We start from the raw sequence: 23523 nt of genomic DNA, 5'->3' as shown, positions 1-23523 counted from the left end.
CTCCTCACTGGCGGGCCACCGGAGCGCGCCCGCCCTTCGCCGGGGTCCGGGCCTCGTACGGGACCGGGTCGGCGTCAGCCTAGGGCCTGGCTCCCGGAATCCGTCGGATCAGGTGACGGCCCCGGCACGGATCCGGGAGAAGGGTCCTTGCCGGGTGGGACGGCGCGGGGGCGCTGATCGAGTGCCCGCGCGCCGTCCGTGCGCTCCGACCGCCGGTGCGTCGGCGTCAGCGCGCGCGGTCGAACCCGCCCCCGAGCGTGTCCGGCCCGCTCTGCCGGTCGACCGGGTCCGAGCCGTCCCGCTGCGCGGGCGGCAGGCCGAGCGCGGCGGCCAGGCCGTCCGGGCCGCTGCCCGCCTTGCGGTAGACGGCGGCCAGCCGGTAGTTGACCTGGCTGAGCGGGAGCCCCAGCTGTTCGGCGATCCGCTGCGGCGGCACGCCCCGCACGGCGAGTTCGGCGACGGCCCACTCCGGCTGGCTGAGCGCCTCCCGGACGTCGCCGAGCCGGTTGGGCCGCAGGCCGTAGTTGGCCAGCTCGCGCCGGGCCCGCTCGACCAGCCCGTCCGCCGCGCAGTGCTGGGCCAGTTCGATGCCCTGGTAGAGGTACTCCTGGGCGTCCTCCAGCCGGCCGACCCGGCGCAGCGCGGCACCGAGGTCCACCAGGGCGACGGCGTGCTCGTAGCCCGCGGGCGACTGGCCGAGGTGGGTCACCGCCCGCTCCAGCAGTTCGACCGCCTGCTGGCCGTCCTCGATCTGGGCGTGCAGCCGCAGCGCCGTGCCGATCGCCGAGGCGGTACCGAAGCGCTCGGCGTCGACGACCGAGCGCCGGGCGTACGCGCGGGCCCGCTCCGGCTCGTCCTCGGCGATCGCGATGGCGAGGTGTCCGGCCCAGGGCGCCCAGACCGTGTTGTGCCAGCCCCGCAGGTCCAGCTGGGCGCCGGCCTCGGTCAGCGCGGCGGCGGCGCCGGCGGGCCGGTTGACGGCGAGCAGCAGCTTGCCGTACAGCGACGCGGCGTCGGGCAGCACCATCGCGGTGGGGTGGTACGGCGGGTGGAAGCCGAACTCCAGGGCGAGTTCTCAGGCCTCCTGGCTGCGACCGCGGGCGATCAGGGTGTCGATCAGCACGCCGACCGCGTCCCAGGCGAGCGGCAGCTTGGCGCTGATCCGCTCGGAGAGCCGCAGCGCCCGGCGCAGGAAGTCCTCGGCCTCGGCGAGCAGGCCGCGCCGGAACCGGGCCAGTCCCATCAGGAAGTAGGCGAAGCCCCGGTGGGCACCGCTCCAGCCCGCCACCTCGAACTGGACGATGGCGTCCGAGAAGAGCCGTTCGGCCTGGGCGATCCGGTCGTTGTAGGTGTAGGACAGGCCGAGGGTGGCGGGCAGTTCGAAGCCCCAGGTGTTGTCGGTCCAGCCGAGGCCCTTGGGCAGCCGGCCGTTGTCCAGGACGTGGTCCGCGTGCCGCAGCACCTCCGCCGAGGACTCGCCGCGCAGGGTGAGGTCCCAGGCCCGCAGGGCCAGCACCGCCCGGTCGGCCGCCTCCCGTCCGGTGAGGCTCTCGCACAGCGCGCCGAGCCGGGCGGAGCGGGCCGGCCCGTCCTCCTCGGACTTGCGGTAGGCGTGCCACATGAACGACGCGGCCTCCAGCCGCAGCCGGCCCGCCGGGTCCCCGGTGGTGCGTTCGGCCTCCTGCTGGCAGACCACGGCGGCCTGGCGCAGTTCGCCGCTGTGCGCCAGCACCTCGGAGAGCCGGAAGGTGGCGTCGATCCGCATCGAGGGGCGCAGCGGTCCCTCCTCCGGATCGAGCGCGAGCTTCAGCTGGTTGACGGTGGCGACGGGGTCGGTGAGCAGGGCGGAGCAGCCCAGCTCGTACAGCACCTCGGCGCGGTCCTGGTCGTCCGGGGGTTCGGCGAGCGCGCGGTGCAGGCAGCGCTGGGCGGCCTCGGGGGCGCCGATCAGCAGGTGTTCGGAGGCGGCCTTGCGCAGTTTGCGGACGGTGCGGTCGTCGCCCTCGCCCGCGAAGGTCTCCACCAGGTGGCGGGAGGCGGCGAGCAGGCCGAGTCCGGCGTTCTCGATCTCGGCGGCGGCCACGCCGTGCATGCCGGTGCGGGTGGCCTCGGGCATGGTGTTGTAGATCGAGCTGGCGATCAGCGGGTGGACGAATTCGAGGTTGCCGTTCGGGGTGGCGGTGAGGACGCGCTGCTTGCGCAGTTCCTTGATGGACTCGCGGGCGCCCTCGGCGCTCTGGGCGGAGATCCGGGTGGCGAGGTCGGGCCGGATGTCGGTGCCGAGCATCGCGGCGGCCCAGGCGAAGCGCAGGGTGGCGGCGCCGAGCCGGTCCAGCCAGGACTTGAGGGTCATCCCGGTGGCGTCGACCGCGAGTTCGCGCAGTTGCTGGGAGTTCTCCTCGACGGGATCCAGTTCCTGGTCGCGGACCTGGTCGAGCAGTGCGACGACCTCGAAGGGGTTGCCGTTGACGACGTTCCAGAACTCGTAACAGAAGGCGTCCTCGGCCTTGTCGCCGAGTTCGGCGCGGATCATGTCGGTGACCGCGACCAGGGACAGCCGGCTCAGCTGGTGCCGGCGGGTGGCGAGCGCGGCGACCGCGCGCTGGTGCTCCTGGGTCTCCTGCTGCCAGTCGGCGGTGTCGTCGCGGTAGGCGAAGACCAGCAGGACCGGCAGTTCACGGGCCCGTACGGCGAACTGGGCCAGCCAGCCGAGCGATTCGAGGTCGGCCCAGTGCAGGTCGTCGACGATCATCACCAGCGGGGCGCGCCGCGGGGCGAGCTGGGTGAGGACGAAGTCGAGGCCGTCGCGGACGCCCTGCGGGTCGAGCCGGCGGGCGCCCTTCCGGGGCTGCTTGAGGCCCATCGCCGGGCCGACGACCTCCTCCCAGGTGCCCATCACCTGGCTGAACTCGCCGGGCTCCAGGCTGCCGAGGACCGGTTGCAGGAGCTGGCGCAGCACGTGGTACGGCTCGTTGAACTGGCGCTCGCCGCCGCGGGCGAACAGGACGGTGGCGCCCTCGCGCAGCTTGGCGATCCGGCGGACCTCGTGCAGCAGACTGGTCTTGCCGATGCCGGGCCGGCCGGAGAAGGTGAGCAGCTCGCCGATCTCGGTGCCGCCGGCCGCGAAGTCGCGGCAGAGCTTGTCCACCGCGGCCTCGGCGGAGCGGAGTTCGGCGTCGCGGTCACGCAGTCTGATGCGATTGGGGGCGCCGTCCGCCTCCCGCGCGCCGGGCATCGCCCCCGCCCGGAAATCCCTGTCCCGCTCGGTCACCGTCGTGCCTCCGCCTCGCCGATCCGTGCTCGTGGAGCCGAGGTTAGCGCCGCGGGGGGCCTATTGGAGCGTATTCACGCAGGCGGGGGGCGAGTTGAGGGGTTTGGAGGGCCCTCCGAGGGCAATTGCCCTATATCACTAACGTCGGATCATTGCATCAGATACTCTACGCCCCGCGTAGCCAGTTGATCATGTCATGACCCCGTTTCACCATTCGACAGCGCTGCCCCAACTCCCCCGTCGATCACCGCAGTACCCATCAGTACACCCACCCTTCGCAGCTCCGGGAGTCCGATGTCTGACGACACTTCACTTCAGATTCCGTTCCCGCACCGTCGCAGCGACCACGGGCCGTACGCCACCGAACTGCACCGCGCCTGGCTGACCCGCCATCCACTGCTGCCCGATCCGACCCACCCGTCCTACGCGCACTGGGACGTGGTCGACCTCGCCGCGCTCGGCTACCCCGACGCCGGACCCGACGAACTCGCGCTCGCCGCCGACCTCATGGGTTTCTACTTCCTCTTCGACGACCAGTTCGACGGCCCGCTCGGCCGCCGCCCCACCGAGGTCGCGCCGATCTGCGACCGGCTGATCGCCGTCCTGCACGGCGCGCCGGCCGACCGGGGCTCCCCCGTGGAGAGCGCCTTCGCCGACCTGTGGGAGCGCAGCGTCCGGGGCATGCCGGCGCGCTGGCAGGCGCGCGCCGCGTACAACTGGGAGTACTACCTCGCCTCGCACCCCGCCGAGGCGGCCGGGCGGATCAGCCCGCGCCCGCCGGACCGGGCCGGCTACCAGGTGCTGCGGCGCGGCACCGCCGCGATGGAGACCATCTTCGACATGATCGAGCGGCTCGGCCACTTCGAGGTACCGCCGGCCGTGCTGCACCACCCGGTGCTGCGCCAGTTGCGCCAGCTCGCCGCCGACATCCCCTCGCTCACCAACGACGTGCGCTCGTTCCCGCTGGAGGCGCCGCGCGGCGACGTCAACAACCTGGTGATGATCGTGCGACGGGAGCGGGACTGCTCGGCCGAGGAGGCCTGCGCCGTGGTGATGGCCGAGGCGCAGCTGATGGCGGAGCGCTGCCAGGAGCTCTACGACGGACTGCCCGACGTGTACCGGGAGCTCGGCCTGGCCAGGGTGGAGCGGATCGTCGCCCAGCGCTACGCCGACGGCCTGCTCACCTGGCTGGCCGGCTACCTGAGTTGGGAGCGCCGCACCGGCCGTTACCAGCCGGCCTGAGCGGCCGGCGGTCGCGACACGCCACCCTGCGTCGACCGGGGCCGCACGGACCGTAGCCGAATCGGGCGTCCGCCGGTTAGGGTGCTGACCGGCGGACGTCCCCGGCACGGGGGCGCCCGACCCGCGCGTGTGTCCGTACCCTCCGCCGGGCCGCCCTGCGCGCGGCCCGGTGTCCCGCTGCCGCCCACGCGCCGCGGCGGCGCCCCGACCGCACGAGGAGGCACCAGAGCATGCCGGTCTACCAGCCCCCCGGACAGCCCGGATCCATCGTCGCCTACCGCCCCCGCTACGAGCACTGGATCGGCGGCCAGTGGACGCCGCCGGTCCTCGGCCGGTACTTCGAGAACCCCAGCCCGGTCACCGGCGAGGTCTTCACCGAGGTCGCCCGCGGCACCGCGGAGGACATCGAGGCCGCGCTGGACGCCGCCCACGCCGCCGCCCCGGCCTGGGGCCGCACCTCGCCCGCCGAGCGCGCCCAGGTACTGCTGCGGCTCGCCGACCGGATCGAGCAGAACCTGGAGAAGCTCGCCGTCGCCGAGAGCTGGGAGAACGGCAAGCCGGTCCGCGAGACGCTGGGCGCCGACCTGCCGCTGGCCGTCGACCAGTTGCGCTACTTCGCCGGCGCGCTGCGCGCCCAGGAGGGCGGTGTCTCGCAGCTGGACGAGGACACCGTGGCCTACCACTTCCACGAGCCGCTGGGCGTGGTCGGCCAGATCATCCCGTGGAACTTCCCGATCCTGATGGCCGTCTGGAAGATCGCCCCGGCGCTGGCCGCGGGCAACACGGTCGTGCTGAAGCCGGCCGAGCAGACCCCGGCCTCCGTGCTGCTGCTGGTCGAGCTGACCGCCGACCTGCTGCCGCCCGGCGTGCTCAACGTGGTCAACGGCTTCGGCCTGGAGGCCGGACGCCCGCTCGCCTCCAGCGACCGGATCCGCAAGATCGCCTTCACCGGCGAGACCACCACCGGCCGGCTGATCTCGCAGTACGCGAGCGGCAACCTCATCCCGGTCTCGCTGGAGCTCGGCGGCAAGAGCCCCAACCTGTTCTTCGCCGACGTCGCCGCCGAGCAGGACGCCTTCTACGACAAGGCCGTCGAGGGCTTCGCGATGTTCGCCCTCAACCAGGGCGAGGTCTGCACCTGCCCCAGCCGGGCGCTGATCGAGTCCGCCGTCTACGACCGGCTGCTCGCCGACGGCCTGGAGCGGGTGCGCGGGCTGCGCCAGGGCAACCCGCTCGACACCGAGACCCAGGTCGGCGCGCAGGCCAGCGACGAGCAGCTGCGCAAGGTCCTCTCCTACGTCGAGATCGGCCAGGCCGAGGGCGCCAAGCTGCTGACCGGCGGCGAACGGGCCGACCTCGGCGGCTCGCTGGCCGGCGGCTACTACGTCACGCCGACGGTCTTCGAGGGCGTCAACGGGATGCGGATCTTCCAGGAGGAGATCTTCGGCCCGGTCGTCGCGGTGACCCGCTTCGAGGACTTCGACGACGCGATCACGCTCGCCAACGACACCCTGTACGGGCTCGGCGCCGGCGTCTGGACCCGCAACGGCACCACCGCCTACCGGGCGGGCCGCGCCATCCAGGCCGGCCGGGTCTGGACCAACTGCTTCCACGCCTACCCGGCGCACGCCGCGTTCGGCGGCTACAAGAACTCCGGCATCGGCCGCGAGGGCCACAAGGCCGTCCTGGAGCACTACCAGCAGACCAAGAACCTGCTGGTCAGCTACTCCCCGCAGGCCACCGGCCTGTTCTAGGGCGGGTCACCCGGGCGCAACCGCGGAGTGGGAAGCCGGACCCGCCGACTTCCCACTCCGTACGCCACTCCCCGTGGCCCGACCGGGGACCCCTGCGAGCAAATCACCCGTATCGGGATCCAAGCACATGAATACCGGTAAATCCCCGACGCGCCGCCGACATGCGCGGCGCGTCGCGCCCGAGGTCCTAAACAGGAGTCCCGACCCGCTTCGACTCCTGGGAGACCGGATGACCATCGCCCCCGCCAGACTCTCCGACCCGACCGTGCGCGCCGCCGTCACCGCGATCAACGCCGGCGACCGGCAGGCCTTCGTCGACCTGCTCGCCCCGGACGCCACCATGGCCGACGACGGCTCCGCCCGCGACCTCCAGGACTGGATCGACCGGGAGATCTTCACCGTCCGCGGCCACATGGAGGTCCGCTCCGAGTCCGACGGCGGCCGGGCCCTGGTCGCCGACTACCGCAACGAGACCTGGGGCGAGATGCGCACCGCCTGGCGCTTCACCGTCGAGGACGGCCGGATCAGCCACTTCGAGACCGGCCAGGCCTGACCCGGCCCCTCCGACGTCCCGAGCGGCCTCCCGTCAGGCATCCCGCCCGGCGTCCCGTCAGGCCGCGCCGAGGCACTCCCGCACCGCCCGGATCAGCGTGCGCGAGCGGATGTCCCCGGTGACGCCGGGCTGCATGCCGTTGGTGACGTAGCCGAACCCGATCCCGAGCCCGGGGTCGGCGAAGCCCAGCGAGCCGCCCCGGCCCGGATGGCCGAAGCTGGCCGGCGAGGCCATCGGCGAGGTCGGGCCGTGCCGGAAGAAGCCCAGCCCGAAGGTCGAGTTGACGATCAGCACCCGGTCCGGGCCGCTGACCACCGGCCCGACCGCGCGGGCCAGCACCTCGGGCCCGAGCAGCGGCGGCAGCGTCCCGCCGCCGCTGCCGTGCCGGTCGGCCGCGCCGATCAGCGCCGCGTAGAACCGGGCCACCGAGCGCGCGGTACCGATCCCGCCCGCGCCTGGGATCTCGGCGGCCTGCACCGCCGGGTCGTTCAGGTCCACCCCGGGCCGCACCGAGGCGAACGCCCGGGCGGTCAGCGAGTCCGGGTTCCGGTAGGCGTCGCGCACCGACTGCTTGGCGCGCAGCCGCAGCCCGCTCGGGCCGGTCCTGGCTGCCTGCGGAGCGGGCAGGTCGACCAGCCGGCCGACCCGGGGCTCGGCGCCGGCCGGCAGCCCGATCCACAGGTCGAGGCCGAGCGGCCCGGCGATCTCCTCGGCGAAGTACCGGCCCACCGAGCGCCCGCTCGCCCGCCGCACCACCTCGCCGACCAGCCAGCCGAAGGTGTACGGGTGGTAGCCGTGCGCCGTGCCGGGCTCCCAGGCGGGCGCCTGGGCGGCCACCGCGGCCGCCGCCCGCTCCCAGGTGAGCACGTCCTCCAGCCGCAGCGGCTCGTCCAGGGCCGGCACCCCGGCCTGGTGCGACAGCAGCCAGCGCACCGGCACCCCGCCCTTGCCGGCGGCCCCGAACTCCGGCCAGTACGCGACGACCGGGGCGTCCAGGTCGAGCTGCCCGCGCTCGGCGAGCAGCAGCGCGGTCGCCGCGGTCAGCCCCTTGGTGACCGAGCGCAGCACCTGCGCGGTGTCCGCCGTCCACGGCACCGCCGGCGCGGGCCGCGCGCCGACCTCGGGCCGGGCGTCGCCGCCCCACAGGTCGACCACCTTGCGGCCGTCGGCGTACAGCGCGAACGCCGCGCCGAGCTCCCCGTACTCGCGGAAGTTGCGGGCGAAGGCCTCCCGCACCGGCTCGAAGCCCCCGGCCGTCTCGCCCCAGATCTCGACCACCGCGTGCCGTCCTCGTCGTTCGTACGTCCATCGATCGCCCGGAAACCCTAACCTGTCGGTCATGACCGAAACCCCGCAGACCGATCCCGCCGACGAGCTGCTGGACGTCGTCGACGAGCACGACCGGGTGACCGGGACCGCACCGCGCGGGGAGGTGTACCGGCGCGGGCTGATCCACCGGTGCGTCTTCGTCCTGGTGCGCGACCCGGCCGGGCGGATCTTCGTGCACCGGCGCACCGACACCAAGCTGTTCGCGCCCGGGGCGCACGACATGTTCGTCGGCGGCGTGGTGGGCGCCGGCGAGACCTACCGGCAGGCCGCCGTCCGGGAGGCCGAGGAGGAGCTGGGCGTCACCGGGATCGCCCCGCGCCCGCTGTTCCGCTTCCTGTTCCGCGGGGCCGGCCTGGCCTGGTGGTCCGACGTGCACGAGGCCGAGTGGGACGGCCCGGTGGCCCCGCAGGAGTCCGAGGTGGCCTGGCACGCCTGGCTCACCCCGGCCGAACTGGCCGAACGGCTGGAGCGCGACGAGTTCGTCCCGGACGGCCGGGAGGCCTACCGCCGCTACCTGGAGCACCACCCGGCCTGACCGGGCGGATAGGGTGGCGCGCATGGCATCCCGCACGCCGTCGGCCCCCTCCCCCGCGTCCGCGCCCGCGCGCGGCGACCGTCCGGAGCCCGCCGTGCGACCGCGCCGGCGGCTCAGCGTGGACGAGCGGCGCGAGCAGCTGATCGCCGTGGCGCTGGAGCTGTTCAGCCACCGCCCGCCCGAGGAGGTGTCGATCGACGACATCGCCGCCGCCGCGGGCGCCTCCCGGCCGCTGGTCTACCACTACTTCCCGGGCAAGCAGGCGATCTACGAGGAGTCGCTGCGCCGGGCCGGCCGGGAGCTGTCGGCCCGGTTCGAGGAGCCGGCCGAGGGCCCGCTCTCCGAGCGCCTGTACCGGGTGATGGGCCGCTACCTGGACTTCGTGCAGAGCCACGGGCCCGGCTTCGCGGCGCTGCTGCGCGGCGGTTCGGTGACGGCCAGCACCAACACCTCGGCGGTGATCGACGAGGTCCGCAAGGCCGCCCACGACCAGATCCTCGGCCACCTGGCGCTGCCCTCGCCCAGCCCGGGGCTGCGGCTGACCGTCCGGGCCTGGATCGCCAACGCCGAGATCACCTCGCTGGAGTGGCTGGCCGACCGCTCGGTGCCGCTGGAGGAGCTGCAGCTGCACCTGGTGCAGGAGTTCGTGGCGGCACTCACCCTGACCGCCGCCCGGGAGCCCGCGCTGGCCGCCGAGCTGGCCGGCTTCTTCGCCGACGAGCGCCCGGACGGCCCGACCGGGCGGCTGGTCCGCGACCTCGCCGGCCTGCTGGCCGTACCGGGCCTGGCCGGCGCCCTCACCGGCCTGGCCGCCGAGCCCGCACCCGGCCCCGGTCCCGGCCCCGCCGACAACACCGGCTCCGACGCCGACTGACGCCGGACGGCCGGTTCTGCCCCGTCGGCGGCCTCTGATAGGAATGTGCACGGATCTGACGGCCTGCCGGTCACCCCCGGGCCGGGGTCCACGGACCACGGACGCACAGCGAGCAGAGCGGGGGGCTCAACAGTTGACCCAGGACGGCCAGTTCAGCGCGGAGGCCAATCCCTTCGCAGCCGCGGAGCGGGTCTCCGCGACGCTCGGCAGCCTCACCGACGCCCTCTTCGGCGCCCGCACCTCGCGCCACCCCGCGGCCGCGCTGACCGCCCTGCGGACCGTCGCGCACCCGGCCGCCGGCACCCTGTTCCACCTGCCGCTGGCGCCCAACGGCCCGGTGCACACCGCCGTCGACCGGCTCGGCACCGTGGTCACCGCCGGCACCGCCCGCCCGGGCACCGGGGCCGCGCTCGCCCCGCTGGCGACCGGCGCGCTGCTGTCCCGCTACGGCGCCGCCGGCCCGGTCCGCGGTGCGGTGGGCGGCGCCGCCGAGCCGCCCACCGCCGAGCGCTTCGGCCTGCCGGTGACCGGTGAGCCCGCCGACCCCAAGCTCCGCCCCGCGTTCGCCGCTCCGCTGGCCGCGCTGGCGGCCGGTCAGCAGACCCGGCAGCCGGTCGAACTGCCCACCGGCGCGGGCGCCGAGGTCCGGCTGGTCGTCCCGCCGGGCTTCCACGCGCTCACCGCGCCCGACGGCCCGCCCGGGGTCTCCGCCCGCACCGTGCCCGCCGGCCCGGTGGACGGCGTCCCGGCCGGCAGCGGGATCGCCCCGGCCACCGGCGCGGCCGCCGCCGGGCTGAGCGCCCACCTGGCCGAGACCGCCGAGGAGCTGTTCAGCGGCGCCGGCCCGGCCGAGCGCCGCGACTTCGCGCTGATCGCCGCCGCCCTGGCGGACACCGTCACCGCCTCCGGCGCCGTCTACGCGGGCGTCGGCGCCTTCCACCTGGACGGCCGGCCGACCGAGGCGACCCTGGTCGTCTCGCTGGCCCGCCACCCGCTGCCGATCACCGGACTCGCGACCGAACTGGCCACCCTGCGCCGGCACGCCGAGGTCTGGACGGTGCTGCTGCCCGCCGGACCGGCCGCCGTCCTGGTCGAGGCCCGCAGCGTCCCGGTGCCGGGCCCGCTGGCCGCCGACGGGGCGCGCCGCTGGGCGGTCACCTCGGTGGTGGAGGCGTTCGTACCGCTGCCGGACGGCGCCTCGGTGCTCTGCGTGCAGCTGACCACCGCCCAGCCGCAGGACTGGGAGCTGTACACGGACGTCTTCGCCGAGCTGCTGAAGAGCGTGCAGTTCGGCTGGGACGGCGTGCCCGCCGCCCCGGTCGCCCCGGCGCCCGCGCCCGTCCCGGCGCCTGCCCCCGTCCCCGTGCTCGCGCCCGCCCCGGCCGCGCCTCCGGCTCCCCCGGCACCCGTGGCACCCCTGATGCCCCCGGCGCCCGCGGACGACGCCACGCCGGTCCGCATCCCGCCGGCCGACTTCAACCCCTTCGACCCGGTCGCCGACCCGACCCCGGCCCAGCCGATCCTGGTGCCCGAGGAGGCCGCGGAGCCGGCCGCCCCGCCCAAGGGCACCCCGGTGATGGTCCCGCCGCCCGACTTCGACCCCTTCGGCATCCTCGGCACCCCGGCCGCCGAACCGACCGCCCCGGAGGAGCCCGAGGCCCCGGAGCCGCTGAAGGGGACGCCCGTGATGGTGCCCCCGCCGGACTTCGACCCCTTCGGCATCCTGGGGACCCCGGTCGCCGAACCGCTGCCGGCCGCCGCCCCCCAGCCCTCGGCCGCCCCGGCCGCCGACCCGTTCGGCACGGTGACCGCCGCGGAGCAGGCCGCCGACCCGTTCGGCACCACCGTCCCGGCCCCCCGGCCCGCGACCGCGGTCCCCCCGCCGCCCAGCGCCCCGCCCGCCGTCCCCGTCACTACCGCCACCGACCCGGGCTCCGGCCCGGTGGCCGGCCCCGCCAAGGGCACCCCGGTGATGGTCCCGCCGCCGGACTTCGACCCCTTCGCCCCGCAGCCCGACGCCACCCCGGCCCCGCCGCCGCCCACCGCGGCCCCGGAGCGCGACCCCTTCGGCTGAGCGCCGGGCATCCCCGCACGCGGGCCGCCCGACGCACCGACCGTCGGGCGGCCCCGTCCGTCCCCGTCCCTCCCTCGCCCGCCGACTCCCGATCCGCGCACCGGGCACCGGGCACCGGAAAGCGCCCGGCACCCGCGGACCGTGACGAAGGCGCAGGTCCGCCGGGTTCCACCGGTCGCGTCCGCCATGTCCACGATCGATAACTGGTACAGACCTATTGCCAGTTCACCCGTCCGCTCCCTACCCTCGGCACAGGATCCTCCGTGGCACCCCGACGGCCCGAGGACCGGTTCCGCGCCGCCCCCATGGCCCGGAGCACACTGCTCCACGCACCTGACACCTCCCCACGGGTAACGGGGCGTCCGGGCCTGCCCGGGCCCCCAGGACAGGAGCCACATCCATGCGCAGACGTCGGATCAGCCTGCCGCTGCTCGCGGCCGGAACCCTGCTCGTCCCCCTGCTCGGCGCAGCCCTCCCCGCCACCCTGGCCCACGCCGCCGCGGACGCCGCCGCCGCCGCGGACGCCGCCGCCGACGCGGCCGCGCAGACCGCCGCAGGCTCGGTGACCGCGACCCTGACCAAGGGCAGTGACTGGGGCAGCGGCTACGAGGGCAGCTACACCATCAGCAACGGCTCCAGCGCCCCGGTCAACGGCTGGACACTGGAGTTCGACCTGCCCACCGGCAACACCGTCGCCGGCCTGTGGAACGCCTCGTACACCACCGCGGCCTCCCACGTCACGGTGAAGAACCCCGGCTGGGCCGCCACCCTGCCGGTCGGCGGCACCTACAACGTCGGCTTCAACATCGCCTACTCCGGCAGCTACCAGCCGCCGGCGAACTGCAAGCTGAACGGCAAGCCGTGCGACGGCAGCGGCGACGACCTGACCCCGCCGACCGTCCCGGGAGCCCTGACGGCCGGCACCGTCACCCAGACCACGGCGGCGCTCTCCTGGGCGGCGAGCACCGACAACGTCGGCGTCACCGGGTACGACGTGTTCAAGGACGGCACCAAGGTGGCCACCACCGACGGCTCCACCACGGCCGTCACCGTGCAGGGCCTGACCGGCGGCACCACCTACCGGTTCACCGTCCAGGCCTTCGACGCGGCGGGCAACCGCTCGGCGGCGGCCGGCCCGGTGAGCGTCACCACCCCGCCGCCGATCGAGGACAAGGAGGCGCCGACCACCCCGGGCACCCCGGTCGTCACCGGCTCGGACTCCAGCTCGGTCTCGCTGAGCTGGACGCCCAGCACCGACAACGTCGGCGTCACCGCCTACGACATCGCCGCGAGCAACGGCGTGGTCACCACGGTCACCAGCCCCTCCGGCACCGTCGGCGGCCTGGCCCCGGACACCGACTACACCTTCACCGTCAAGGCCCGCGACGCGGCCGGCAACGTCTCCCCGGCCTCCGGCTCGGTGACCGCGCGCACCAAGAAGGGCGGCACCGGCGGCGCGCTGAAGATCGGCTACTTCACGCAGTGGAGCATCTACGCCCGCGGCTACAGCGTGAAGCAGCTCGACACCTCCGGCTCGGCCGGCCGGCTCTCGGTGGTCAACTACGCCTTCGCCAACATCCACCCGAGCACCAAGCAGTGCTTCATCACCAACAAGGCGGCCGGGCCGGAGAACGACCCGAACGCGGGTGACGGCGCCGGTGACGCCTGGGCCGACTTCGGCAAGGGCTGGGACGCCGGCAACTCGGTGGCCGGCACCACCGACACCTGGGACCAGAAGCTGGCCGGCAACTTCAACCAGCTGAAGCAGCTCAAGGCCAAGTACCCCAACCTCAAGATCCAGATCTCGCTGGGCGGTTGGTCCTACAGCAAGTACTTCTCCGACGCGGCGGCCACCGACGCCTCCCGCAAGGCGCTGGTCAGCTCCTGCATCGACATGTACATCAAGGGCAACCTGCCGGTGATCGACGGCCGCGGCGGCGCGGGCAGCGCGGCGGGCATCTTCGAGGGCATCGACCTCGACTGGGAGTGGCCGAACTCCGACGGACACGCCGGCAACATCTTCCGGCCCGCCGACAAGGCCAACTACGTCCTGCTGGCCCAGGAGTTCCGCCGCCAGCTGGACGCCCTCGGCGCCACCACCGGCAAGCACTACACGCTGAGCGCCTTCCTCCCGGCCGACCCCGGCAAGATCGCGGCGGGCGTCGACGTCCCCGGCCTGTTCGGCGCCTTCGACTTCGCCACCATCCAGGGCTACGACTACCACGGCGGCTGGGAGATGGTCACCAACCAGCAGTCCGGCATCAAGGTCGCCGCCGGCGACCCGAACCCGCCGGCCCGGCAGTTCAGCTCCGAGGTCGCGATCGGCGCCTACGTGGACGGCGGCGCCCCGAAGAGCAAACTCACCCTCGGCATCCCGTTCTACGGACGCGGCTGGACGGGCGTGCCGCGCGGCACGACCAACGGCCTCTTCCAGACCGCGACGGGCCCCGGCCCGGGCACCTACGAGGCGGGCTTCGAGGACTACAAGAAGCTCAAGGACATGGCCACCAGCGGTGGTTACACCATCTACCGCGACCCGGTGGCCGGCCACGCCTACATCTACAACGGGAACGTCTTCTACACCTACGACGACCCGACCGAGATCGCCCGCAAGACCGCCTGGATCAAGTCCCAGGGACTGGCCGGCGCGATGGTCTGGGCCTTCGACGGTGACACACCGAACGGCGAGCTGATGGCCGCGGTGGACAACGGTCTGAAGTAGCCCGGGGGCGGCCCGGCCCCTCCACCGCCTGGCCCGTCACGCGCTCACCGCGCGCGGCGGGCCAGGTGCACGACATCCGGTACACCCCGGGCCACCGCGACCTCGTGGGTCACCACGTCCGTGAAGCCGGCCGCCCGCAGCGCCTGTTCGAAGGCCGCCGACGGCCGGGCGCTCCAGACCGCCAGCACCCCGCCCGGCTCCAGCCGCCGCATCAGCACCGCCAGTCCGTCCGGCCCGTACAGCCCGGCGTTGGCGTCGGTGACCGTCCAGTCCGGGCCGTTGTCGATGTCCAGGCAGAGCGCGTGGTAGCGGGCGCCGTCGGCGCCCGCCAGGTACTCCAGCAGGTCGGTGTGCAGCACCTCGACCCGGGGATCGTCCAGCGCCCCGGCCGAGAAGGCGGCCAGCGGACCGGCGCGGTGCCAGTCGATGACGGCGCTCTCGCGCTCCACCACGGCGATCCGCCCCCAGCGCGGCTCGGCCGCGGCGTGGGCCAGCGAGAAGCCGACGCCGAGGCCCCCGATCAGCACGGCGGGCCGCGCCACCGGTCCGTCCCGGTCCAGTTCGTCCAGCGCCGCCCGGACCAGCAGCCGTTCGGAGCGCCCGTCGGCGGTGTCCATCAGGAAGCAGCCGTTGGCGATGATCTCGTAGTCCCCGCCGCGCCGCCGCAGCACCACCTCCCCGAACGGACCCTCGCGCCGGTCGAGCGTCACGACGGCGGCGGAACCGTCCCGTTCGGGCAGTGCGCTGGACATGCGGCGGTTTCCTCCGCGGTACTCGGCGACACGGACGCGCGGGCCGGGCGGCCGCCGGGCCCCGGGACCGCACGGCCTGGGGTCCACCGGGCCGACGCATCGGACCACCCGGCCGACGATAGCCCCAACCGGCGCCGGCCGCCCCGGATTTTCACGTCGTGGCCAGCACCCCGACATAGGAGACCCCCGCGACCATCACCCAGGAGCCGAGCCCGAGCAGCGCGATCCGGCCGCCGGTGCGCACCATGGTCGGCAGGTGGACGGCGCTGCCCAGCCCGAACAGCGCGGCCGCGAGCAGCAGTTCCTGGGTTTCCCCGGCGAGGGCCAGGGCCCGCTCGGGCAGCACCCCGGTGGTGCGCAGCGCGATCATGGCGAGGAAGCCGGCGACGAACAGCGGCACCAGCGGAGGCCGCTTCCCGGCCGCCGGCGCGGTGCCGGCGCGCCGGTGCGAGCGCCGCACGGCCACCGCGACCCCGGCTACCAGCGGCGCGAGCAGGACCACCCGCATCAGCTTGACGAGCACCGCCTCGCGCAGCGCGCCCGCCCCGCCGCTCTGCGCGGTGGCGACCACCTGCCCGACGTCGTGCACGCTCGCGCCGACCCAGCGGCCGAAGCCGTCCGGGTCCAGGCCGAGCGGGTGCTGCAGCAGCGGCAGGACGGCGATGGCCAGGGTGCCGCAGAGGGTGACCAGGGCGACGGAGGCGGCGACGTCCTCCTCCTCGCTCCCGGCGGCCTGGCTGACCGCGCCGATCGCCGAGGCGCCGCAGATCGAGTAGCCGGTGGCGACCAGCAGCGGCTGGTCGCCGGGCAGGCCGAGCCGGCGCCCGAGCCAGAGGGTGCCGGCGAAGGTCGCGGCGACCACCGCGAGCACCATGGCGACGGTGGCCCAGCCGAGGCCGAGCACGTCGTCCAGACTCAGCTTGAGGCCGAGCAGCACGATGCCCAGCCGCATCAGCCGTTTGCCGGCGGTGGACAGCCCGGGCCGGGCGACGCCGCGGACCACCGGGCGCAGACCGGGCAGGTGGGCGGCGGCGACACCGAGCAGCACGGCGGCGGTGAGCTTGGGCACGGCGGGCACGGCCTGGTGGACGGCGATCGCGGCGGTGACGCCGAGCGCGGCGAGCAGCAGGCCGGGGGCGTTCCCGCCGAGCGGGGGCAGGGCGCGGGTGCGGGTCGGGCGGACCGCGCGGTCCCGGAGGGTCAGGGCCATCCGGGGCTCACCGCCGCTCGTCGGCGGGCAGCCGGTAGACGCGCCGGATGCTGGTGCCGAGCCGGGAGACGTCGGCGCCGTACACGTGGATGGAGATGGCGGTGGTGGTGCAGGTGTTGCGCACCAGGTGGATGTCGCCGGGCGGGGCGAAGGCGGCGACGGTGCCGGCCGGGCCGACCACGTGCTCGGTCTCGACGAGGTGGGCGGCGCGCCCGTCGGAGATCAGCCGGTAGCGGGTCTCGCTCTCCTGGCCCTGGTGGACGCCGGCCACGCACCAGGAGACGTGGTCGTGGATCGGGGTGTGCTGGCCGGGCAGCCAGACCAGGGCGACGACGGAGAAGGAGCCGTCGTCCTCGGCGTGCAGGACGTGCTGGCGGTAGCGCCCGGGGTCGCCCTCGCGCTGGTCCGCGGTGAGCAGTTCGCCGTCGCCCAGGTGCGGGGCGAGCCGTTCGCCGACCAGGTAGGCGGTGAGCTCGGGGGGCAGGCCGCGGTCCACGACCGCGCGGATCTCGCCGACGAGCGCGGTCATGCGCTCGGTGAGCCGGCCGCCGCCGACCGTGGCTGACGTTGTCATGCCAGCAGGGTCGCCGTCGCCGACCCATCACGTCCAAGGAGGGTTCTTTCGCTCTCCCCCCATCACCGCTTATCGATTCCGGGGTGGCCGACGGGGATCGCGACAGGGGTTCGGCCGGAGGTCCGGCGGGGGTTCAGCACCCCACCCGGGCCGCGGCGGCCTGCCGCAGGTGGTCCAGGACGAGCGCGGTCGCCGGGATCCGCCGGTGCTCGCGGAGCACGTACGCGCTGACCTGGCGCCGCAGGTGCGGCTCGACGGCCCGGCCGGTGACCTTGCGGTGGCACATGAAGGAGAGCACCAGCGCGGGCATCAGCGCTATCCCGACCCCGGCGGCGACCAGGCTCTGCACGGCGAGGTTGTCGTCGGTGGAGAACACGATGTCCGGGGCGAAGCCCTGTTCGGCGCAGACCTGCAGCAGGTTGGCCCGGCAGCGCGGGCAGCCGGCGATCCAGCGCTCGCCGTCGAGGTCGGCCAGCCGGACGGCGTGCCGGCGCCCGAGCGGGTGGCCGACCGGCAGCAGCACGGTCAGCAGGTCCTCCATCAGCGGGATCTCGTCCAGCCCGTCGGGGACCTCGGCGGGCGCGCCGGGATAGCGGAAGGCCAGCGCGATGTCGCACTCCCCGCGCAGCAGCCGCTGCACCGAGTCCGGCGGTTCGGCCTCCAGGAGTTCGACCCGCACGCCGGGGTGCTCGGCGAGCAGCCGGGCCATCGCCTCCGGTATCAGGGTGGCGTTGGCGCTGGGGAAGGCGCAGACCCGCACGCGCCCGGCGCGCAGCCGGCCGAGCGCGGCGAGCTGCTGCTGGGCTGCGGAGAGGCTGCCGAGGATCTGTTCGGCGTGCCGGGCGAGCGCCTCGCCGGCCTCGGTGAGCCGCAGCCCGCGCCCCGCGCGGGTGAACAGCGGCAGGCCGACGGTGCGTTCCAGGGCCTTCATCTGCTGGGTGATGGCGGGCTGGGTGTAGCCGAGTTCGCGGGCGGCCGCCGAGTAGGAGCCCGCCCGGACGACCTCGTGGAAGGTCCTGATGTGCCGTGAGTCGAACACCGGCTCCACTGTCCCTCCGCCCGGCCGTCGTAGCGTGTCGCTGCCGGCAATCATAAGCAGAGTTTGGAGGTACCGATCCAGACCTCGGCCGCACCTATGGTTTACCGGCGAACCGTCCGCCCCCGGACGCATCCGCCCACCCCGCCCGGTCACGGCCGGGCGGCCGGCGGCACCCCCATCGACACGTCGGCCGGCGCCACCGGGGCCCCGCCGCGCGCGCTCGGGCTGCGCCGGCTGCGCCGCTCGACCCAGTGGGCGAACCAGGAGAGCAGCAGGCACATGCCGATGTAGATCGGCGCGATCACCATCACCACCGGGATGAACGGCAGGTCGTAGTCCAGGTTGGTGGCGATCAGCTTGCCGGCGTGCAGGAACTCCTCATAGGTGATCAGGAAGCCCAGCGAGGTGTCCTTGAGTGCCACCACCAGCTGGCTGATGATCGCCGGCAGCATCGCCCGCGCCGCCTGCGGCGCCAGGACGTACGCCATCACCTGGGACTTGCGCATGCCGAGCGCGAAGGCCGCCTCCCGCTGGCCCCTGGGCACCGCGACCACGCCGGCCCGGAACACCTCGGCGAGCACCGAGCCGTTGTAGAGCACCAGCCCGGCCACCAGCGCCCAGAGCGGGGCCACCTTGAGGGCGACGAAGATGAAGAAGATCATCACCAGCACCGGCATGGCCCGGAAGAACTCCACCACCAGGGTGGAGAGCAGGCGCACCACCCGGTGGTCGGAGAGCCGCCCGACCGCGAACAGCGCGCCGAACGGCAGGGCGAACAGCACGGTCCAGCCGAAGGCCTTGAGGGTGTTGGCGAGCCCGCGCAGCAGCAGGTCCTGGACGCCCTCGTACTGGAAGGCCGTCCACTTGGCCGCGGTGAACTGGTGGGTGTGGAAGAGCATGTAGACGATCCAGCCGATCAGCGCGGCGATCGCCAGCAGCGCGATCCCGCCGTACAGCCGGTGCCGGGCGAGCGCCTTCGGGCCGGGGATGTCGTAGAGCGCCGAGGATTCCGCCGTCATCGCGACACCGCCACTCGTCGTTCCAGGAGGTTGAACACGGCGCTGATGGCCAGGGTGATGATCAGGTAGCCGACGGCGATCCAGACGAAGGTCCAGACGATGCTGTAGCCGAGCTCGTTGATGGTCCGGTAGGTGCCGAGCAGTTCGGTGACGCTGAACGAGCCGGCGATCGCCGTGTTCTTCGCCAGCGCGATCATCACACTGCCGATCGGCGCCACCACCGAGCGGTAGGCCTGCGGCAGCACCACCAGCCCCATCGTCTGGCCGAAGGTCATGCCCAGGCTCCGTGCCGCCTCGCCCTGCCCGACCGGCACCGTGTTGACGCCCGCGCGCATCGCCTCGCAGACGAAGGCGGAGGTGTAGCAGCCGAGCGCGAGCACCGCGAAGGTGAAGAACGGCAGGGTGATGTCGAACCGCGGCAGGCCCAGCACCACGATGAAGAACAGCAGGGTCAGCGGGGTGTTGCGCAGCAGGGTCACCCAGGTGGTGCCGAACACCCGCAGCGGCCGCACCGGCGAGACCCGGAAGGCCGCCATCAGCACCCCGAGCACCAGCGCCAGCACGGCGCTCACCGCGAACAGCTCCAGGGTGCCGAGGAAGCCGTCCCAGTAGGTCGACCAGTTGTCGATCAGTGTCTTCACAGCCCGGCCCTTCCTCAGTACCGGTCGATCGGCGGCGGGGCCGGCGCGGGCACCCCGGACAGGCCGAGGGTCGCGTCGTAGGCCTTCTTCCAGTCGCCGTTCGCCTCGTGGTGCGCCAGCGCGTCGTTGAGCGCGCCGCGCAGCACGGTGTCGTCCTTCGGCGTGCCGATCCCGTACGGCTCCTGGGAGAACAGCGGCCCGACCACCTTGAGCTCGTCCGGCACCTTGGCCGCGTAGCCGAGCAGGATGGTGTTGTCCGTGGTGACGGCGTCCGCCTGGGAGGTGATCAGGTTGTCCACGCAGGCCGAGTAGGTGTCGTAGCCGATCAGCCTCGCCTTCGGGTACTGCTTCTGGATCCGCTGGTACGGGGTGGAGCCGGCCGCCGAGCAGACCGTCCTGCCGTCCAGGTCCTGCGGGCCGTTGATGTCCTTGTTGTTCCTGCGCACCAGCAGCGACTGCCCGGCCATGAAGTACGGACCGGCGAAGCCGACCAGCTTCTTGCGGTTGTCGTTGATGGTGTAGGTGCCGACGTAGTAGTCGACCTGGCCGTTCTGCAGCGCGGTCTCGCGGTTGGCGGAGGCGATGGTGCGGAACTCGATCCGGTCCGGGCCGAACCCGAGGTCGGCGGCGACCATCTTGGCGATCTCGATGTCGAAGCCGGAGTACTCGCCGGTGGCCGGGTTCTTCTGGCCCAGGTAGGGCTGGTCCTCCTTGGCCCCGACCACCAGGTGCCCGCGGGCGCGGGCCGCCGCCAGAGTCGGCGAGCCGCTCGCCGGGGTCCCGGTCGCCACCTGGTAGCTGGGCAGCGCGCTGGGCTGCGGCCCCTTCGGCGGCGGGGTGCCGGCCTTGCCGCAGCCGGACAGCAGCAGCGCCGGCAGCAGGACCGGTAGCAGGATCGAGGCCGCGAGGGCGGTGGGCTTCCGCACGGTCCCGGCCTCAGTGCTTCAGGATCTTGGAGAGGAAGTCCCGGGCGCGCTCGCTGCGCGGGGCGCTGAAGAACTCCTCCGGGGCCCGGTCCTCGACGATCCGGCCGTCCGCCATGAAGACCACCCGGTTGGCGGAGGCGCGGGCGAAGCCCATCTCGTGGGTCACCACGACCATCGTCATGCCCTCGTGCGCCAGCCGGCGCATCACGTCCAGCACCTCGGTGATCATCTCGGGGTCGAGCGCCGAGGTCGGCTCGTCGAACAGCAGGGCCTTGGGCTCCATCGCCAGCGCCCGGGCGATCGCCACCCGCTGCTGCTGGCCGCCGGACAGCTGGGCCGGGTACTTGTCGGCGTGCGCGGCCAGCCCGACCCGGTCCAGCAGCGCCCGTGACCTGTCGTCGGCCTGCGACCTGCTCCGCCCGCGCACCTTCACCTGCGCCAGTGAGACGTTCTGCAGCACGGTCCGGTGCGCGAACAGGTTGAAGGACTGGAACACCATCCCGACCTCGGCCCGCAGCCGGGCCAGCCCCTTGCCCTCCTCGGGCAGGGGCCGGCCGTCGATCAGGATGGTGCCGGACTCGACCGGCTCCAGCCGGTTGATGGCGCGGCAGAGCGTGGACTTGCCGGAGCCGGAGGGGCCGATCACCACCACCACCTCGCCCCGGCCGACGGTCAGCTCGACGTCCTGCAGGACGTGCAGCGAACCGAAGTGCTTGTTGACGCCGCGCAGCTCGATCAGCGGAGTGAAGCCGCCGGGCCCGGACGCCGAGACCGGCCCGGCGTCGGCGCTCACTTCCCGCGCCGCCCCTTCAGCAGCCAGCCGAGCACCACACCGGCGAGCAGGGTGGCCAGCAGGGCGATCCAGAGCGGGGCGGTCACGGTGAACACCCAGAACTGGATCTGCACCTTGTCGAGGTTGGCGAACAGGAACCAGGCGGCGAGGACGACGATGACGCCGATCCCGATGTAGCGGGTGGGGATGCCGCCGATCTCGCCGCGTTTGGTACCAGAGGAGTCCGAAATCTTAGTCACCCGAGCATTCTGCGGGTGCTTGGGCGCATTTGCCCGTATACGCGGCCGGGAGTGGCCCGCACCGGACGGTCTTGTCCTGTGCGGGTCACCACCCGTCACCCTCCGTCAGTGCTCATCGGCGTTCGTCGGTGTCCATCGGTGTCCGTCAGCGCTCGTCGCGCCAGGAGCGCCAGAGCGCCGCATACGGGCCGCCGGCCGCCACCAGCTCGGGGTGGCTGCCGTACTCGCTGATCCGCCCGTCCTCCACCACCGCGATCACGTCGGCGTCGTGGGCGGTGTGCAGCCGGTGGGCGATGGCGATCACCGTCCGGCCCTCCAGCACCCGGGAGAGCGAGCGCTCCAGGTGCCGGGCGGCCCTCGGGTCCAGCAGCGAGGTGGCCTCGTCCAGCACCAGGGTGTGCGGATCGGCCAGCACCAGCCGGGCCAGCGCCAGCTGCTGGGCCTGCGGCGGCGTCAGCGCGGCGCCGCCGCTGCCGACCTCGGTGTCCAGCCCGGCCTCCAGCGCGTCCACCCACGCCCCGGCGTCCACCGCGTCCAGCGCCCGGCGCAGCTCGGCGTCGTCGGCGTCCGGCGCGGCCAGCCGCAGGTTGTCGCGCAGCGTCCCGACGAAGACGTGGTGCTCCTGGTTGACCAGCGCCACCTCGGCGCGCACCCGCTCGGCCGGCATCCGCGACAGCGCCGCCCCGCCGAGGGTCACGCTGCCCCGGCCGGGGGCGTAGATCCCGGCCAGCAGCCGGCCCAGGGTGGACTTGCCCGCCCCGGACGGGCCGACCAGCGCCACCCGGCTGCCCGGGGCGACGTCCAGGCTGATGCCGTGCAGCACGTCGGCGCCCTCCCGGTAGCCGAAGCGCACGTCCCGCGCCTCGACCCGCCGCCCGCTCGGCCGGACCTCGTCGTCGCCCACGGCCCGCGGCACCTCCTGGACGCCGACCAGCCGGGCCAGCGAGGCCTGGCCGATCTGCAGCTCGTCGTACCAGCGCAGGAGCAGATCGGCCGGCGCCGCCAGGGCCTGGGCGTACAGCACCCCGGTGGTCAGCTGGCCCACGGTGATCCAGCCCCGCAGCGCGAACAGCCCGCCCAGCACCAGCGGACCGAGCACGGCCAGCGTGTACGTCGCGTCGATGGTCGGGAACCAGGCCGAGCGCAGCCAGAGGGTGTACCGCTCCCAGGCGAGCCACTCCGTCAGCTTGCGGTCGGTCAACCGGACCCGCTGCTCGCCGAGCCGCAGCGCCTCGACCGTGCGCCCGGCGTCGACCGTCTCGGCCAGGACGGAGTTCACCGCCGCGTACCCGGCCGACTCGCTGCGGTAGGACTGCGGGGCCCGCCGGAAGTACCAGCGGGAGGAGACCAGCAGCACCGGCACGCCGATCAGCGAGGAGAGCGCCAGCAGCGGTGAGGTGACCACCAGGGCCCCGAGCACCAGCAGCAGCGAGACGACCGCCACGGCCAGCTCCGGCACCGCCTGGCGCACCGACTTGTCCAGCCGGTCGATGTCGGTCGTGCCCCGGGAGACCAGGTCCCCGGTACCGGCCCGTTCCAGGACGCCGGTGGGCAGCGCCACCGAGCGGACCAGGAAGTCCTCCCGCAGGTCGGCCAGCACCCGCTCGCCGAGCACCGCGCCGCGCAGCCGCGACCACCAGGTGAACGCGGACTGCGCCGCCAGCGCGAGCAGGTACCAGGCCACGGCGACGGTGAGGGTGGACCCGGCGGTGCCGGCGGCCAGCGACTCGACGAGCGTGCCGAGCACCCAGGGGCCGACCAGTCCGGCCACGGTGGCCACCGCGTGCAGCCCGACCACGGCCGAGAAGGCTCCCCGGTGACGCCGGGCCAGCAGTCGCACGTACGCGCGCACGGCGGTGGGCGAGCCGACCGGCAGGGTGGTGGCCGGCCGCTGCTCCTGGTGGGCGGGGGGCTTCATGCGACACTCCTCGACTCGATGAGGCTGCGGTGCCCGCCCTTGCGGGCGGCGGTGGTCT

General features: G+C 74.1%; 20 protein-coding genes. 7 read left to right on the top strand and 13 right to left on the bottom strand.

The features are described from left to right. Positions 1-226: 226 nt before the first annotated feature. Positions 227-1027: a hypothetical protein gene (locus tag ACFVVU_RS25625; protein WP_387792412.1), complete on the bottom strand. Its 801-nt coding sequence runs from the start codon at positions 1025-1027 to the stop codon at positions 227-229. A gap of 48 nt (positions 1028-1075) precedes the next feature. Then, the gene (locus ACFVVU_RS25620; RefSeq protein ID WP_387792410.1) at positions 1076-3271 is read right to left on the bottom strand and encodes an ATP-binding protein; all 2196 of its coding nucleotides are present in this window, start codon (positions 3269-3271) and stop codon (positions 1076-1078) included. A gap of 294 nt (positions 3272-3565) precedes the next feature. On the opposite strand from ACFVVU_RS25620, the gene ACFVVU_RS25615 reads away from it, so the two are divergent. From ACFVVU_RS25615 to ACFVVU_RS25605, 3 genes are all read left to right on the top strand, one after another. Further along, positions 3566-4513: a terpene cyclase gene (locus tag ACFVVU_RS25615; RefSeq protein WP_380684501.1), complete on the top strand. Its 948-nt coding sequence runs from the start codon at positions 3566-3568 to the stop codon at positions 4511-4513. A gap of 230 nt (positions 4514-4743) precedes the next feature. Next, positions 4744-6267 (top strand): aldehyde dehydrogenase family protein, encoded by a 1524-nt coding sequence (locus ACFVVU_RS25610; RefSeq protein WP_387792407.1) that lies wholly within the window; start codon positions 4744-4746, stop codon positions 6265-6267. 229 nt (positions 6268-6496) lie between these two features. Further along, entirely contained in the window at positions 6497-6820 is a 324-nt protein-coding gene (locus ACFVVU_RS25605; protein WP_387792406.1) for a nuclear transport factor 2 family protein, read from the top strand. Between the two features lie 57 nt (positions 6821-6877). Here the strand turns inward: ACFVVU_RS25605 and ACFVVU_RS25600 are convergent, their stop codons facing one another. Then, positions 6878-8098 carry a serine hydrolase domain-containing protein gene (locus tag ACFVVU_RS25600; RefSeq protein ID WP_380684504.1) on the bottom strand — a complete coding sequence of 407 codons (1221 nt, stop codon included), beginning with the start codon at positions 8096-8098 and terminating at the stop codon, positions 6878-6880. 61 nt (positions 8099-8159) lie between these two features. On the opposite strand from ACFVVU_RS25600, the gene ACFVVU_RS25595 reads away from it, so the two are divergent. From ACFVVU_RS25595 to ACFVVU_RS25580, 4 genes are all read left to right on the top strand, one after another. Then, entirely contained in the window at positions 8160-8684 is a 525-nt protein-coding gene (locus tag ACFVVU_RS25595) for an NUDIX hydrolase (RefSeq protein ID WP_380684505.1), read from the top strand. A 22-nt stretch (positions 8685-8706) separates the two neighbouring features. Beyond that, entirely contained in the window at positions 8707-9558 is an 852-nt protein-coding gene (locus tag ACFVVU_RS25590; RefSeq protein ID WP_380684506.1) for a TetR/AcrR family transcriptional regulator, read from the top strand. Between the two features lie 133 nt (positions 9559-9691). Continuing rightward, positions 9692-11632 carry a hypothetical protein gene (locus ACFVVU_RS25585; RefSeq protein WP_387792404.1) on the top strand — a complete coding sequence of 647 codons (1941 nt, stop codon included), beginning with the start codon at positions 9692-9694 and terminating at the stop codon, positions 11630-11632. Positions 11633-12032: 400 nt separating this feature from the next. Further along, positions 12033-14354 carry a glycoside hydrolase family 18 chitinase gene (locus ACFVVU_RS25580; protein ID WP_387792402.1) on the top strand — a complete coding sequence of 774 codons (2322 nt, stop codon included), beginning with the start codon at positions 12033-12035 and terminating at the stop codon, positions 14352-14354. Positions 14355-14398: 44 nt separating this feature from the next. Here the strand turns inward: ACFVVU_RS25580 and ACFVVU_RS25575 are convergent, their stop codons facing one another. From ACFVVU_RS25575 to ACFVVU_RS25530, 10 genes are all read right to left on the bottom strand, one after another. After that, positions 14399-15106, bottom strand: a complete 708-nt coding sequence (locus tag ACFVVU_RS25575; RefSeq protein WP_380684007.1) for a spermidine synthase — start codon at positions 15104-15106, stop codon at positions 14399-14401. 151 nt (positions 15107-15257) lie between these two features. Next, positions 15258-16316: a YeiH family protein gene (locus ACFVVU_RS25570; protein ID WP_380684006.1), complete on the bottom strand. Its 1059-nt coding sequence runs from the start codon at positions 16314-16316 to the stop codon at positions 15258-15260. Between the two features lie 7 nt (positions 16317-16323). Next, positions 16324-16890 carry a cysteine dioxygenase gene (locus tag ACFVVU_RS25565; protein WP_380684005.1) on the bottom strand — a complete coding sequence of 189 codons (567 nt, stop codon included), beginning with the start codon at positions 16888-16890 and terminating at the stop codon, positions 16324-16326. Between the two features lie 133 nt (positions 16891-17023). Beyond that, positions 17024-17929 carry a LysR family transcriptional regulator gene (locus tag ACFVVU_RS25560; protein ID WP_350563810.1) on the bottom strand — a complete coding sequence of 302 codons (906 nt, stop codon included), beginning with the start codon at positions 17927-17929 and terminating at the stop codon, positions 17024-17026. A gap of 149 nt (positions 17930-18078) precedes the next feature. Further along, a complete protein-coding gene (locus ACFVVU_RS25555; protein ID WP_380684004.1) occupies positions 18079-18948 on the bottom strand; it encodes an amino acid ABC transporter permease in 870 nt (289 codons plus the stop codon). Further along, positions 18945-19589, bottom strand: a complete 645-nt coding sequence (locus ACFVVU_RS25550; RefSeq protein WP_380684003.1) for an amino acid ABC transporter permease — start codon at positions 19587-19589, stop codon at positions 18945-18947. Before ACFVVU_RS25550 ends, ACFVVU_RS25555 begins: the two co-directional genes overlap by 4 nt. A gap of 14 nt (positions 19590-19603) precedes the next feature. Next, positions 19604-20515 carry a glutamate ABC transporter substrate-binding protein gene (locus ACFVVU_RS25545; RefSeq protein WP_387792401.1) on the bottom strand — a complete coding sequence of 304 codons (912 nt, stop codon included), beginning with the start codon at positions 20513-20515 and terminating at the stop codon, positions 19604-19606. Between the two features lie 10 nt (positions 20516-20525). Next, positions 20526-21308 (bottom strand): amino acid ABC transporter ATP-binding protein, encoded by a 783-nt coding sequence (locus ACFVVU_RS25540; RefSeq protein ID WP_380684001.1) that lies wholly within the window; start codon positions 21306-21308, stop codon positions 20526-20528. Then, the gene (locus ACFVVU_RS25535) at positions 21305-21547 is read right to left on the bottom strand and encodes a LapA family protein (protein WP_380684000.1); all 243 of its coding nucleotides are present in this window, start codon (positions 21545-21547) and stop codon (positions 21305-21307) included. The genes ACFVVU_RS25540 and ACFVVU_RS25535 overlap by 4 nt, the downstream gene beginning before the upstream one ends. Before the next feature lie 145 nt (positions 21548-21692). Then, on the bottom strand, positions 21693-23465 hold the full coding sequence (locus ACFVVU_RS25530; protein WP_387792399.1) for an ABC transporter ATP-binding protein: 1773 nt from the start codon (positions 23463-23465) through the stop codon (positions 21693-21695). Between the last annotated feature and the right edge of the window lie 58 nt (positions 23466-23523).

Source organism: Kitasatospora sp. NPDC057965 (assembly GCF_042887135.1).
Taxonomy (GTDB): domain Bacteria; phylum Actinomycetota; class Actinomycetes; order Streptomycetales; family Streptomycetaceae; genus Kitasatospora.
The sequence above is the reverse complement of the archived record's forward strand: the minus strand, read 5'-3'. Positions and strand labels throughout refer to the sequence as shown.